The following is a 14,405-nucleotide window of genomic DNA, read 5'->3' on the forward strand; positions in this document are numbered from 1 at the left end:
ATTAATATTAGTAAAGATTAAAAATGAAATTCACATTAAACTGGCTAAAAGAATATTTAAAAACAGATGCTTCATTAGAAGAAATAGTTGAAAAGCTTACGGCTATCGGTCTTGAGGTGGAAGAAGTGACCGATAAGTCCAAAGAGCTTGCTGATTTTAAGATAGCACAGATATTAGAGGCGAAGCCGCACCCTGATGCCGATAAATTGCAGATCTGTAAAGTAAATAGCGGTGACGAGGAATTACAGATTGTGTGCGGTGCAGCAAATGCAAGGGCGGGTATCAATGTTGTTCTGGCTCCTGTGGGCAGCGTTATACCGACTAACGGTATGAAAATAAAAGCGTCCAAGATAAGAGGTGTTGAAAGTAACGGTATGTTATGCTCGGCGGCGGAACTGGGATTGGGTGATGACCGGTCGGGGATTATCGAGATGCCCGCAAGCAATGATAATATAGCCCGAAAATATGCCGATGTGGTAGGCTTGAGTGACCCTGTTATAGAGATAGCCATAACACCGAACAGAGGTGATTGTCTGGGCGTTTACGGTATAGCTAGGGATTTGGCGGCGGCAGGTCTTGGCGAATTAAAACAGTTGCAGATAGATACTATAAAAGGCGATTTTAAATCTAAAATTAAAATTGTAATAGATAATGAAATAGAATGCCCGATGTTCGTGGGGCGTTATTTTTCAGGCGTAAAAAACGGTGAATCACCCGATTGGTTAAAAAACAGGTTAGCGGCTATCGGGCTTCGTCCTATATCTGCACTGGTCGATATTACAAATTATATCGCCTTTGAGTTTGGCAGACCGCTCCATGTATATGATGCAAGAAAAATAAAAGGCAATCTTCATGTGCGTTATGCCGCTGAGGGGGAGAAAATTGTCGCATTAGATGATAAAGAGTACTTTCTAGACTCCGAAATGACGGTTGTAGCTGACTCAGATGATGAAAAAGTACAGGCTATTGCCGGAGTTATAGGCGGAGCAGAAAGTGGTTGCGACGAAAATACTACGGAAGTGTTTTTAGAGGTGGCTTTGTTTAACCCTGTATCTGTTGCATCTACCGGTCGTAAGCTTGATATAATCACAGATTCACGTTACAGGTTTGAAAGAACCGTTGACCCTGCCTTTGTGAAAAAGGCGGTGGAGATAGCCACAAAAATGATTATAGATATATGCGGCGGCGAGGCAAGTGAGCCTGTTGTAGCAGGTGAAGAGCCAAAATGGCAAAGAGAGCTCATGTTTGATCTTGACTACACTAGAAAACGCAGCGGCATTTTCTTTGATGGAGAAACTTGTTTTGATATATTGCGGTCATTAGGTTTTGGAGTAAATATGAATCATATCTCTATTCCATCATGGCGAAGTGATATTGAGGGAAAGGCGGATATAGTTGAAGAAATAGTGCGTATCTACGGTTATGATAAAATCCCTACACTGGCATTACCAAATGAAAATAAAGGTTTTGCAGCGGTGCTGAACCCAAGTCAGCGGCGTGTTTCCGATGTTAGAAGAACACTTGCGGCAAGAGGATTGACCGAGGCTATAACATGGTCGTTCATGAAGTCGGCTAAAGCGAAATTATTCGGGGCAGATAGTGACGAGCTAAAACTTTTGAACCCTATAAGCAGTGATTTGGACGTAATGCGTCCCTCAATATTGCCTAATCTTCTTGATGCCGTGGCAAGGAATAATGACAGGGGGCATGAAAACCTGTCATTTTTCGAGATAGGTTTGATATTTGAAAATACAACTCCAAAAGGGCAAAGACAGGTAGCATCAGCAGTGCGTTCGGGCAGGACTTCGGAAAAAGATACTTACGGAACATCAAGGGACGTTGATGTGTTCGACGCAAAAGCTGATTGTTTGGCAGCGTTGGAAACCGCCGGAGTGCCTGTTGATAATTTAAGGATAACCACTGATGCCGCAAGTTACTACCATCCGGGTAGAAGCGGTGTTCTAAGGTTGGGTAAGGCAATATTGGGCGTTTTTGGTGAGATACATCCGAAAATATTAAAGGTACTAGATGTGAAAGTTCCTGCCGTAGGGTTCGAGATTTTCTTCGATAACCTTCCTGACGTTAAGAATAAGGGAAAATCACGCACTAAATTGGAAGTATCCGAATATCAAAGTTCAAGCCGTGATTTTGCGTTCCTGATAGATGCCGATATCGCTGTGGGCGATATACTGCAATCGGTCAGAAGGTGCGATAAGACGCTTATACGGGAAGTTTCTCTATTTGACGTTTATCAGGGCAAAGGTGTCGCTGAAAATAAAAAATCCATAGCATTTTCGGTGAAGATACAGGCTGCCGACCATACTTTGACAGAAGATGAGATAGGGGCTATAAGCAAAAAGGTGATAGATGCGGTGTCGCAGGCAGGCGGTGAGCTAAGAGGGTGAGTGTCTTCCCTCTGAGGGCTTGAGGTCTTTTCTAGCGTATTTTGACGCAAAGGACGTATCATCCTGAGTTTCTGACATATCATCACGTTGTCTTTTTTGAGGAGCAGGCTTTTGGGCTAGTCTTTCTACAAAACCTCCGCTTTGGGCATAAGGAAGGCTTGCGACCGGTTGTTCCTGCGATAAGGATGCTGCGTTGCTTGCAGGCTTTATTCCTTGTGATAACAATAACTCTTCGACCGATTTACAAATATCCGTAACTTTATTTTCTAAATGAGCTTCGACCGTTCTTGGACCGTATTTAGGGGTGTATTTTCTCTGGTCTCGCAACTTTTGTGATATTTTTTTTCTAACTTTATTAACGTCGTTACTGTTTTCGGTGTTAATATCAACTAATTCATTTTTCTCATTCATTTGCATGAACGGTATCCCATTGCCGATTATTGCTATTACAATAGAATTTGATATTATTGTTTTATCGTCTTTAGTAGCTCTCTCGTAATATTGTTCATAGACATCCTGAACTACTTTCAATACAATCTGATTTCCGCTACTATTGTTAGATTTTCCTCCGCGACCTAAAACGAAAGCAAATTGTGGTTCCCTTTCTGCCTTGGCGGGGTTTTTTGTTTCAGGTCTTCTGCCTGAGTGCGTTGTATAAGAACGAGAAAAGCTGTCAGATATATTAGATAATCCGCTAAGTTGAGATGCGGAAACCGATCTGGTGTCGTTCTCTAAAGCCTGCATTGGTACTTCTATTTTTTTTGGTATATTATTTTTAGTCATATCCTCACTACCTTGTATAGCGGTGAAAAATTCAGTTCGGTCACTACTATCAATTGCTTCCGCTATTGCCGGTGGTTTCTGTTCATCGTATTTTATTTCAGGTTTCGTTGTAACGCTACTTATTTTTTCTTCTATTACCCCATACTGCTTTTTTTGGAAGGCTTTATGAAATTCTTTATAGCGTTCTGTAAACTTATCAATTAACCTATAGTTGGTTCTGTTCGAGTGATCTTTGGCTCCTAAATCTCTGAACTCGACAACAACCGAAGAACGCTCTACATCTATCGGCTTACCTGATATAATACCAAAATCAGTATAAGGACTTTTTTCATTATCGTTTCTTGTGATGTTTGTAACTATGTCTTCAGCAGTCCAAGGGGTCGGACGGATATTTTTGCCGACATACTTAAAAGGCTCATGTTCTTTTCCGCCTGTTTTCTTGCTGCTTTCATTAATACCTATTTTTGTAGACGAGCTAACAAATTTTGTAAAATCTGTTTTATTATCGAGAATTATTTTTTGATCTGATTCGCTCAATATATTTTTAAAAAAGTCGTTTAGAACAAATTTAGGCATGCCTTTGGGGTATTTGTCCTTTCGAATGGTATCTGCCAGATTTTGAGCCGTTTCTTGATTAGCTTCACCGTCTTCCATGAATATTGCGGTAAGTGCTTCTTCTGAAATAGATTCCATTGCCGATATGTAAGACACACTTCTTGCAAACCCCCTTAACTTTTCACTAGGTTTATGCTCGCTAGTCTTTTGGCTAAGTAGATCGAAAAAATTATCGGCGTTTTGCCTTGATTGCTCATATATATTTTTTTCAAATTCGATAAAAGTAGGACGAGGGCGCTGGGTATTGAATTCGTCCGGTTCTTTAACCTTCCCTTTTTTGAAAAGGACATAATCCTCGGTTTTTTGTTCGTCAACTAATGCACGCATTTCAGGGGAGAATATCATTTCAGCCGGTATTGCTGCATTTATCTGAACATATGATTTTTTATTAATATCCTGTTTGGCGACTGATTCCTCATATTGTTTGAAATCCTGTTCATTAAAAACAAGTAACCACTCAAATGCAAAATCCTTATATCCCTTTTCTTTTGGTTTAGATATAATCAGTTCCTGATAATCAGGGTGGTTTGTGTTTATTTCCTTGTTATATTTATCTACCCATTTTGATATAGAAGACTCATAATATTCAGGCGGGGTGTGTTTTCCGCTTCTTGTTCTGCTACTTGCCCTGCTACTATCGCTATGGCTTTTATCATCCTTATACGCATTGTAATGCTTGTTAAATTCTTCTGATTTCCAGTCATAGAAATGATCCATCATGAACTTATATTCTTCTAATCTTTTCTTGCTATCTTTCTCATCGTCAAGATCAATCGGTTCTCTGGTTATAAACTCAAAACATGCCTTTTTTTCACATTTTTCTGTGTCTTCGTAGCGGTCATAATCAAGGACTACCTCATTTTGATGTCGTACGTTGCTGTTTTCTATTCCATTTTTTTTATCGTTAGGATTTTCGGTTAGGACTATCAGCAAATCATAAGTATCTTTATCACCGTAAATACCCCTAGGATGACCGCGTTCAGAACTTTTTTCCGGTGTTTGAGAAGTCTCAAACTGTTTGAACATATAGTGAATTTGTCCCAGACTATGTTCTATAAGATCCTCAGTTTCAAAACCTAAAGTCTTCATATAGGGATTTTCTTCTTTTCCGGAGGAAGGTCGCTTTGATTCGTGTTCTTTTGACATAAGTATTAATTAATATAATTCTACTATTGTGGGGTAGTTGAATTATATCTTATTATTGAACTTAGGTCAATTTTTGCATCAAATTGCGGACATTTTTTTATTACCTACCCCTTGGAATACAGGCTAGTATAAATAACTTTTCAGGTAATGTTATATCCCTGACAGGAAGTGTTAAAAGTAAGGCATCGCATTTGAATTCAAGCATGGATATTAGTTGACCGACCTCCCTTTCACCTATTTTGATGGTCTGGAAGTCCTTTAGTACGGATGTACCGTACTTTGTGAATTTTATTTTATCGCTTTGACCTTCGTAAAATACCTGATTCAAAGTTTTGTGTTCACATGTCATAAGTACTTTACCGTCGTTGCAATCCTTTAGTGAAGATCTATTAGATACCGCACCGTTATTGATGCAGTCATATTTTTGACTACCAATTTCAATAGTGCGTGTTGCATCACCTTGCGGAATACTATGAAAAGTTATCTTTGCAACATCATCTCCTTTTTGGTTCTTTATAAATAGTTCCATTTGTTTTACGGAAAAGCGTCCCACCCATATCCCCCATAAAAATTCTTTTGATGATATCCGCGTACCATAATGCTTTATAACCTGTTCGACCTTCAGGTTAATCCCTTCCTGCTCCTGTTCCTTAGTCACTCTTACTCCCCACCATATTATAATCCCCGTTATAATCGAGATTACCGACAAAGTTCCGTATATTATAATGTCCTCTTGTGTCATATTCAGACCTTATGAGTATTGTTCCGATGTTTTATCCTAATACCGAAAGATTAATACATTCTTAAATGATATATAACTTGCTCGTTATCTTATTTTTGTTATATAAGTGAGGAAATTTTGAATTATTTTTTGAAAAGGTTTCCCTAGCTCTAGCCCTCCTACAGGAGGGAGAGGGAATAAAGGAATCATTGTAACAAACAGTACTAAATTATATGTCTAAATTATCCAATATAAGAAATTTTGCGATTATTGCTCATATCGACCACGGCAAGTCTACTCTTGCCGATAGGCTTATTCAAGAATGCGGAGGTCTCGAAGAACGGGAGATGAGAAAGCAGGTCTTAGATAGTATGGATATTGAGCAGGAACGCGGTATCACCATTAAAGCTCAGACGGTAAGGCTTGATTATAAAGCTCAGGACGGCAATACTTATATACTGAACCTGATGGATACGCCCGGACATGTGGATTTCGCTTATGAAGTGAGCCGTTCACTTGCGGCATGTGAGGGGTCATTGCTGGTGGTGGACGCATCGCAGGGAGTAGAGGCACAAACACTGGCAAACGTATATCAGGCAATAGATAACAATCATGAGATAATACCAATACTTAATAAAATCGACCTGCCGTCCGCCGAGCCTGAAAGGGTAATCAACCAGATAGAGGAAGTTATAGGGCTGGACGCATCGGGTGCTATCGCTACATCAGCTAAAACAGGGCAGGGGATAAAAGAAGTTCTGGAAGCTTTAGTACAAAGGCTGCCTGCTCCCGACGGAGAAATAGAAGCTCCTTTGAAAGCACTGTTGGTAGATAGCTGGTATGACTCTTATCTGGGGGTGGTTATACTGATTAGGGTGATTGACGGCGAGATAAAAAAAGGTCAGAAAATAAAAATGATGCGTGCAAAAGCAGCATATGCCGTTGATAATGTAGGTTATTTCACGCCTAAAAAGGTGATGACGGGCGTTTTAAGTGCGGGACAGATGGGTTTTTTTACCGCTTCTATCAAACAGGTGGCAGATTGTAAAGTGGGCGATACCATCACAGATGATAAACAGCCATGTGAGCAGATGCTTGCCGGATTTAAACCTAACCTGCCTGTGGTTTTCTGCGGATTGTTCCCTGTTGACGCATCTGATTTTGACCATTTGAAGGATTCACTGGGCAAGCTTCGCCTTAATGATGCAAGTTTCGAATATGAAATGGAAACGTCAGGTGCGTTGGGATTAGGTTTTAGATGCGGATTCTTGGGTCTTCTTCACCTTGAGATAATACAGGAGCGCCTTGATAGGGAGTTTGATCTTGACCTTATAACAACAGCCCCAAGCGTTGTGTATAAACTCCATATGAAAGACGGTTCGGTTATAGACATGCATAACCCTGCCGATATGCCAGATCCTACAAAGATAGACCATATTGAGGAGCCGTGGATTGAAGCGACTATAATGGTTCCCGATGAATATTTGGGGAACGTACTTAGCCTTTGTACGGAAAAAAGAGGTACGCAAAAAGATATGTCCCATGCCGGAAATCGTGCCATGCTGATATATAAACTGCCGTTAAATGAGATTGTCTATGACTTTTACGATAGGCTAAAATCATGTAGCAAAGGCTACGCAAGCTTTGAATGGCACGTTGATGATTATCAGGAGGGCGATTTAGTTAAGGTAAATATAATGGTAAATAGCGAGCCTGTGGACGCACTTGCCCTTATGACACACCGCAGCCGCGCCGAATCACGGGGGAGGGAGCTTTGTAAACGCCTGAAAGACCTGATACCTAGGCAGATGTTCAAAATTGCCGTACAGGCAGCTATAGGGGGCAAGATAATCGCTCGTGAAAGCGTAAGTGCCATGCGTAAGGACGTTACTGCAAAATGCTACGGTGGTGATATTACCCGTAAACGTAAACTGCTTGAAAAGCAGAAAAAAGGTAAGAAGAAAATGCGTAGTATAGGTAACGTAGAGATACCGCAAAGTGCCTTTATTGCCGCTTTGAAAGTTGGTGATGATTAGGAAAAGAAGGTAACAAAATGTTATATCTGCTGAAATATCCGGTAATTATTTTTATATTAGTGGTTATACCGATAATGCTATTTGCCGAAGGGGGCAAATCAGAAGATGAGAATGAGCGTAAGAAAATACATTATCTTTTAGACAAAATAGAGGAAAGCGGCACTATTTTTGAACGTAACGGCTCAGAATATAGCAGTAAGGAAGCTAGGGAGCATCTTGAGCTAAAATTGCAAAGAGGAGCTAAATACGCCAAAACCGCTGAGGATTTCATCAATAACCTTGCATCAAAATCATCCGTTTCCGGAAAGTCCTATAAAATGAAATTCTCCGATGGAACTGAGGTTAAATCAGGGGATTGGCTGTATGAACAGCTAAATGGCTTTGAAAATAAAAACTAGCCTACCCCCAACTTTACAATTTTTAAAAAATTAACTTTTTATTATTGCCTTTTGTGCTACAATTGCAACAATTGGTGGTGTGTTATTAATGTTGGAGTTTAGAGATTATGCCGGAAGACGATAAAAAAACAAAAAAGAATAAAGTAGAATTTGATAATAAAGTTAAAGCAAAAGCATACTTTCGCGAAAATGAAGATATTGAAAGCCCAACACCTGCCGGTACTATTATTGGTGATGGTGATGCGAATTTAAGTTTAATTAACACTCCTTCTGAAAAATCAAAAAAAGAAAGAAATAGCAGTAGATTTGAAGGTTTATTAAACTCGGTAGGTGGCTTACCTATTGATGCAGAGCCTTATCCAAAGAGTTCAACAACAAAAAAGGATATTGATGGAAACCCTATAAAAGCTGATATTAAAAAAGCTAGTTCGGATTCTTCATTACACCGCCCGGATGATAATAATAGCCCCAAAAGATCAAGTTCTGACTCTTCTTTTAAAAATCCGGGGGGGCGTTGGGACGATCAAGTTCAGGATATGACCCAAAATCATATAAAAGCTGTTGTTGATAAATTAAATGTAGGTGAAAAAACAAAAAAAGGTCTTTCAAAGATTGTAAGAAGAGAGATTGATAAGAAAGATGCTTTTATAATAAAGGCTGATGATGAAGGTGATACTGCTAGATTAAAAACTTTAGATGCATTTGATTCTGTAATAAAGCGTGTTGTAAAGGATTCTGAAAGCAGGGATTATTTATTGGAAAATATACGTGAGCAAAGGCATGATTTGAGTATGGCGGTCGATGAAGTTCATGATAGAATGAGTAGTAATGAAGAAAGAGGGCGTGATAAAAAGAATGCGACAATTTCTGCACCAAAAAGAAGTACAAGTCCTGAAAAAACAATTTATGGTCCGGCTACAAAAGCCTTGGCGGATAGAGATACTGCTAATCGCGGTAAAGGTAATGAAGGCATGGGATCACCGAGTTAATGATAAATTAACTATATAGTTTTGAAACTTTTCTTCTATTTGTATTTAGTATGCAAATTAATTGGATTGATTAATTTATTTATCCCTGCTTATTTCGGTCATAAACAAGCTATCATCATTTTTAAGTAATAGCGAAATATTAGAGGAAATACCATCTATCAATCTTTCGATAAATGGCTGCTCTTCTTTGGAAAAATTATTGAGTACGTAGCCCGATACCTTGTCTTTATCGCCCGGATGTCCGACACCGATGCGTACACGTTTATAGTCCTTGCCGATTTTAGCATCTATGTCACGCAGACCGTTATGTCCGCCATGTCCACCGCCTGTTTTAACCCGTAATTTGCTAAATACCAGATCAATTTCATCATGGAATACTATTATATTCTCTAACGGTATCTTGTAGAATTTTACTATCTCCCCGACACACAATCCCGACCTGTTCATGAAAGTATTAGGTTTTATCGCTAATACCTTGTACCCGTCTATAGAGCCTTCGCTGATAATACCGTGAAATTTTGCTTTGGGCGTAGAGAAAGAATAGCTGTCAACCAGCCTGTCAATTATCATGAAGCCTACATTATGCCTTGTTTTCTCGTAATCTTTACCGGGATTTCCAAGACCTACAAGCAAATGCATAATTACAGCACCGGCATAGTATCGTTATTGCCGCTAGGTGACTGCTGACGACGTCTGCGGTCAGGTTTCACCTTCTTAGGTTTTCTTGCGTCCGTCTTCAAACGGTTTTGTAAATAATCATCAAGATGTGAATTAAGGTCGTCCATTTTGGTACGGAAAAAATGGTCTGCACCCAATATAACTCTGTAATCAATGCCCGCATTCTTTTGTTTTGCAAGCTTATCGGCAAGCTTGGAAACGTCCGATTCATTAACTATGCTATCTTCATCACCTTGAATTATCAAGCCATGAGCAGGGCAAGGTGAAAGGAAATTAAAATCATAACCACCGGCAGGAGGCGACACGGCAATGAAACCCTCAATTTCAGGGCGACGCATTAATAGTTGCATACCGACCCATGAACCGAATGAAAAACCTCCCATCCAATATGTGGAAGCGTTAGTGTTGTTTAACTGAAGCCAGTCAAGAACGGTTGCAGCATCGGCTAATTCACCTATGCCTTCATCATATATTCCTTGTGAACGACCTACTCCCCTGAAGTTAAAGCGTGCTACGGAAAAACCGTTTCTGGCAAACGCATGATATATATTGTAAGCAACCTTATTATTCATAGTCCCACCATGCTGCGGATGTGGGTGCAATACGATAGCAACCGGTGCTCCCTTTTCTTTTGACTGGTGATAACGGGCTTCTATGCGTCCCTCAGGACCGTTGATGATTACTTCCGGCATTAATGTTCCTAAGTTTAAGTTTGTATTTAAAATAAATATTAATCTGTTTTCTTTTTATTTAATAGATGCTGAAATAAATTCAGCATGACAAAAAGTATAAATTTATTATAGCCAAAGTTTTTTTACCAAGATAATACTTGACTAAATTAGTAAGGCATTGTAAAAATACCCTGTATTAATATATAATTTAAGCTCAGTACTTATATAAGAATATATAAAAAATGCAAGGATTTTGTGATATTGTCGGATTCTTGCGGTAGAGGTTTGAAATGAATTTGACGACAAAAGGTAGATATGCGGTGATGGCTATGGTAGATCTTGCTATGAATGCGGATGGTAAGCCAGTGTCTCTGTCTGATATTTCGGTGCGTCAGGATATAGCACTTAATTATCTTGAGCAGATATTTATGCGTCTTAGGAGGGCGGGGGTCGTAAGGTCGGTAAGAGGACCGGGAGGAGGCTATATGCCTGCAATGGATATCAAAGAAATGAATATAGCTCTTATAGTTGCTGCTGTTGATGAGTCAATAAAAATGACTCGTTGTTCCGACAATTCCGAAGGAGGCTGCTCTAAAACCAAAGCAAAATGTATAACGCATGACCTTTGGGAAGGATTGGGTAAAAAAATAAATGAATATTTAATCTCCATTTCTTTAGATGATGTTTGCAAACGCAAAGTTTTGTCGGTAAGTTTTCCGATCGAGCAAAAACCGGAGAACATAAATGCATAATATATATTTGGACAATAATTCCACAACTGCAATGGAGGCTAAAGTTGCCGATGCTATGATAGAGGTGCTTGGTCGCCCCCTTAACGCATCATCTGCACATAAGATGGGCAGGGTGGCAAGGTCTATAGTTGAAAATGCCAGACGCAAAGTGGCTGATTTTATAGGCGCGGGAAATGATTATAATGTAATTTTTACCTCATCGGGAACCGAGGCGAATAACCTTGCCTTAAAAGGGTTTGAAGGACAAAATCTTTTCGTATCCGAGATAGAGCATCCTTCGGTACTGAATGTTTGCAAGAAGTCTGACAGGATAGTTGTGCCTGTAAAGAGTGACGGCACTGTAAATATAGAGAATCTGGAAAAGCTACTTACCATACATAGGGGTAAGTCGCTTGTTTCGGTAATGCTTGCAAATAATGAGACCGGAATAATTCAGCCGATGAAAGAAGTGGTTGAGGTCTCTAAAAAATGGGGAGCGGTAGTGCATACCGATGCAGTGCAATGTTGTGGCAAGATAGATGTTGATATCAAGAAACTGGGGGTAGATATGCTTACTATATCCGCCCATAAATTAGGAGGACCTCACGGGGTTGCCGCACTGGTAGTGAAAAAAGATATCCAGCTTGTGCCTCAAACAATAGGAGGCGGTCAGGAGCATAATATGAGAGGCGGAACTGAAAATATCGCATCTATTCACGGGTTCGGTAAAGCCGTTGAAATAGCCCGAGCAGATGAAGGTATAAAGATGCTGCGTGACAGTCTTGAGTCTGAGATAAAAGCTGCCGTGCCAGATTGTGTGATATTCGGTCAGGAATCCGAGCGCCTGCCCAATACCAGCTTTATAGCAATGCCTGATGTTTCAAGTGAAACACAGTTAATACATTTTGATATGCATGATATAGCTGTAAGTGCGGGTTCTGCATGTTCTTCTGGCAAGGTTGAGCCTTCGCATGTGTTAAAGGCTATGGGCGTAAACGATAAAATAGCAAAATGTGCTATCAGGGTAAGCTTAGGCAAGCACAACACTGCCGCCGATATAAATAGTTTTGTAAGGGTCTGGAAAGAGCTTTACAATAACATAAGCAATAAACAGGAAAAGGTGGCTTAAAATAATTTAATATATACGTAATCTTCGGGTAATGACGGATATGGTATAATTTTAAATAAGATTTAATTTAATAATAAAGCGTAAAAATAATGACTAATATAAATCAAAATCTGAAATTACCGGTCTATATGGACTATCAGGCTACTACGCCGATGGATCCTCGTGTTTTTGAGGAGATGATACCTTATTTTGTTGAAAAATTCGGTAACCCTCACTCACGTGGGCATAAATATGGCTGGGAAGCAGAAGCTGCCTGTGAAAAAGCGCGTGAACAGGTTGCGGATCTTATAGGTGCAAACCCTAAAGAGATTATATTCACATCGGGTGCTACCGAATCAAATAATATGGCATTAAAAGGCATCGCTAAATTTTACGGTGCTAAAAAGAACCATATAATTACATGCACTACAGAGCATAAATGCGTAATAGATACCTGCCGTCACCTAGAGCGTGAAGGAATGGAGGTTACATATCTACCGGTTGATAATGAAGGTATTATTGACCTTGAGAAGCTAAAAAAAGCTATAACCGACAAAACGGCGATTGTGTCTATTATGGCGGTTAATAATGAAATAGGTGTTATACAGCCTATAAAGGAAATAGGTGCTATATGCCGTGAGCGTGGCGTGTTCTTCCATACCGATGCCGCACAGGCATTCGGTAAGATTCCGCTTAATGTTGAGGAAATGAACATAGACCTTATGAGTATATCCGGACATAAAATATACGGTCCTAAAGGCGTGGGTGCATTATTTGTACGCCGTCGTCCGAGGGTTAGGCTTGTACCGTTAATGAACGGTGGCGGTCAGGAAAGGGGCTTCCGTTCGGGAACTTTGCCTGTGCCTATGGTTGTAGGGCTTGGTAAGGCTGCTGAAATAGCCCGTCTTGAAATGGACGAGGAGAGCAAGCGTATAGGTAAGCTTTATGACAGGTTATATAACTCTCTTGTATCGAATATAAAGGACGTGTACTTAAACGGTCATGCACAAAAGCGTATCAAGACCAACCTTAACTTGAGCTTTGCCTATATAGAAGGCGAGTCAATGATAATGGCTATAAAAGAGCTGGCTGTAAGTTCCGGTTCGGCATGTACTTCGGCAAGTCTGGAACCTTCATATGTTTTGAGGGCTATAGGTGTGGGTGAGGATTTGGCACATACTTCGATAAGGTTCGGTATAGGCAGATTCACAACTGAAGAAGAAGTTGATTTTGCTATTGAAAAGGTAACAGGTGCTATAGATAGATTGCGTGATATGAGTCCGCTTTGGGAAATGGCGCAAGATGGAATTGATATAAGCAAGATTGAGTGGGCTGCACATTAATAGCTGCAGGTGTTAAGTGGTGGTGATTGTAGTAAATTAAGTATATAATTACATGCGTCATTACCCGAATTTGCGAAGCAAATTATAGGGTAATCTCACCAGATCGCCCTATAGTTTCCTACGGAAACTCGGGCGATGACGTAATTAGATAGTAAAATTACTATAGCTTTGTAACACGTAACACTAAAAATATGGTATAATTAACTTAGAGTCTAAGATTATTAGACTCTATAAATTAAGGAGAACTAAAATGGCTTATAGTGAGAAAGTAATAGATCATTATGATAATCCGCGTAATGTCGGTTCGTTCGATAAGAGCGAGGAAGGAGTGGGTACGGGCTTAGTCGGTGCTCCTGCTTGTGGTGACGTAATGAAATTACAGATAAAAGTTAAAGACGGTGTAATAGAAGACGCTAAGTTTAAAACATTTGGCTGTGGCTCTGCTATTGCCTCATCTTCGCTTATTACCGAAATGGTAAAGGGCAAAAAACTAGATGAAGCACAGCGAATTAAAAATACCGAAATAGCAGGCGAGCTTTCATTGCCCCCGGTTAAGATACACTGTTCGGTTCTGGCTGAGGACGCTATTAAGGCGGCTATAGAGGATTATAAGAAGAATAATATTTAATCTGTCATCCTATGGAAAAAATTTAGTAAAATTTTTTACCATGGGATCCAATTTGAAAAGTTTAGGAAAACTTTTCAATATTTAAAAAAGTTTCCTAACTTTTTTTAAAGTGGATTCCACTATAATTTGTTTTACTAAACAAATTCGTGGAAT

Annotated in this window: 12 protein-coding genes; 8 read left to right on the forward strand and 4 right to left on the reverse strand. The window is 39.7% G+C overall.

Annotation, left to right across the window (positions count from 1 at the left end; translation table 11 throughout):
* Window positions 1-23 precede the first annotated feature (23 nt).
* Window positions 24-2,405, forward strand: a complete 2,382-nt coding sequence (gene pheT, locus O2942_07240; GenBank protein MDA0782042.1) for a phenylalanine--tRNA ligase subunit beta — start codon at window positions 24-26, stop codon at window positions 2,403-2,405.
* On the opposite strand, the gene O2942_07245 is transcribed toward pheT, so the two are convergent.
* Together O2942_07245 and O2942_07250 are read right to left on the reverse strand one after the other, a co-directional pair.
* Entirely contained in the window at window positions 2,394-4,949 is a 2,556-nt protein-coding gene (locus O2942_07245) for a hypothetical protein (protein ID MDA0782043.1), read from the reverse strand. The genes pheT and O2942_07245 overlap by 12 nt on opposite strands.
* A gap of 100 nt (window positions 4,950-5,049) precedes the next feature.
* Window positions 5,050-5,691: a hypothetical protein gene (locus tag O2942_07250; protein ID MDA0782044.1), complete on the reverse strand. Its 642-nt coding sequence runs from the start codon at window positions 5,689-5,691 to the stop codon at window positions 5,050-5,052.
* 212 nt (window positions 5,692-5,903) lie between these two features.
* Here O2942_07250 and lepA point away from each other — a divergent pair, with 212 nt between their 5' ends.
* The 3 genes from lepA (at window position 5,904) to O2942_07265 (ending at window position 9,093) form a co-directional block, all read left to right on the forward strand.
* Window positions 5,904-7,706 (forward strand): translation elongation factor 4, encoded by a 1,803-nt coding sequence (gene lepA, locus O2942_07255; protein MDA0782045.1) that lies wholly within the window; start codon window positions 5,904-5,906, stop codon window positions 7,704-7,706.
* 17 nt (window positions 7,707-7,723) lie between these two features.
* The gene (locus O2942_07260) at window positions 7,724-8,104 is read left to right on the forward strand and encodes a DUF5329 domain-containing protein (GenBank protein MDA0782046.1); all 381 of its coding nucleotides are present in this window, start codon (window positions 7,724-7,726) and stop codon (window positions 8,102-8,104) included.
* Window positions 8,105-8,211: 107 nt separating this feature from the next.
* The gene (locus O2942_07265; GenBank protein MDA0782047.1) at window positions 8,212-9,093 is read left to right on the forward strand and encodes a hypothetical protein; all 882 of its coding nucleotides are present in this window, start codon (window positions 8,212-8,214) and stop codon (window positions 9,091-9,093) included.
* A 75-nt stretch (window positions 9,094-9,168) separates the two neighbouring features.
* On the opposite strand, the gene pth is transcribed toward O2942_07265, so the two are convergent.
* Together pth and O2942_07275 are read right to left on the reverse strand one after the other, a co-directional pair.
* A complete protein-coding gene (gene pth, locus O2942_07270; protein ID MDA0782048.1) occupies window positions 9,169-9,732 on the reverse strand; it encodes an aminoacyl-tRNA hydrolase in 564 nt (187 codons plus the stop codon).
* A gap of 2 nt (window positions 9,733-9,734) precedes the next feature.
* Window positions 9,735-10,463, reverse strand: coding sequence for an alpha/beta hydrolase (locus O2942_07275; GenBank protein ID MDA0782049.1), 729 nt, complete (start codon window positions 10,461-10,463; stop codon window positions 9,735-9,737).
* 269 nt (window positions 10,464-10,732) lie between these two features.
* Here O2942_07275 and O2942_07280 point away from each other — a divergent pair, with 269 nt between their 5' ends.
* The 4 genes from O2942_07280 (at window position 10,733) to iscU (ending at window position 14,252) form a co-directional block, all read left to right on the forward strand.
* Window positions 10,733-11,194: an Rrf2 family transcriptional regulator gene (locus O2942_07280; protein ID MDA0782050.1), complete on the forward strand. Its 462-nt coding sequence runs from the start codon at window positions 10,733-10,735 to the stop codon at window positions 11,192-11,194.
* Entirely contained in the window at window positions 11,187-12,302 is a 1,116-nt protein-coding gene (locus tag O2942_07285) for a cysteine desulfurase family protein (GenBank protein ID MDA0782051.1), read from the forward strand. The genes O2942_07280 and O2942_07285 overlap by 8 nt, the downstream gene beginning before the upstream one ends.
* Before the next feature lie 89 nt (window positions 12,303-12,391).
* Window positions 12,392-13,624, forward strand: a complete 1,233-nt coding sequence (locus O2942_07290) for an IscS subfamily cysteine desulfurase (protein ID MDA0782052.1) — start codon at window positions 12,392-12,394, stop codon at window positions 13,622-13,624.
* Window positions 13,625-13,874: 250 nt separating this feature from the next.
* Window positions 13,875-14,252, forward strand: a complete 378-nt coding sequence (iscU, locus tag O2942_07295) for a Fe-S cluster assembly scaffold IscU (GenBank protein ID MDA0782053.1) — start codon at window positions 13,875-13,877, stop codon at window positions 14,250-14,252.
* The last annotated feature ends 153 nt before the right edge of the window (window positions 14,253-14,405 follow it).

Source organism: Pseudomonadota bacterium, from assembly GCA_027620075.1.
In the GTDB taxonomy this organism is placed as follows: Bacteria; Pseudomonadota; Alphaproteobacteria; order Rickettsiales; family UBA6187; genus 1-14-0-20-39-49.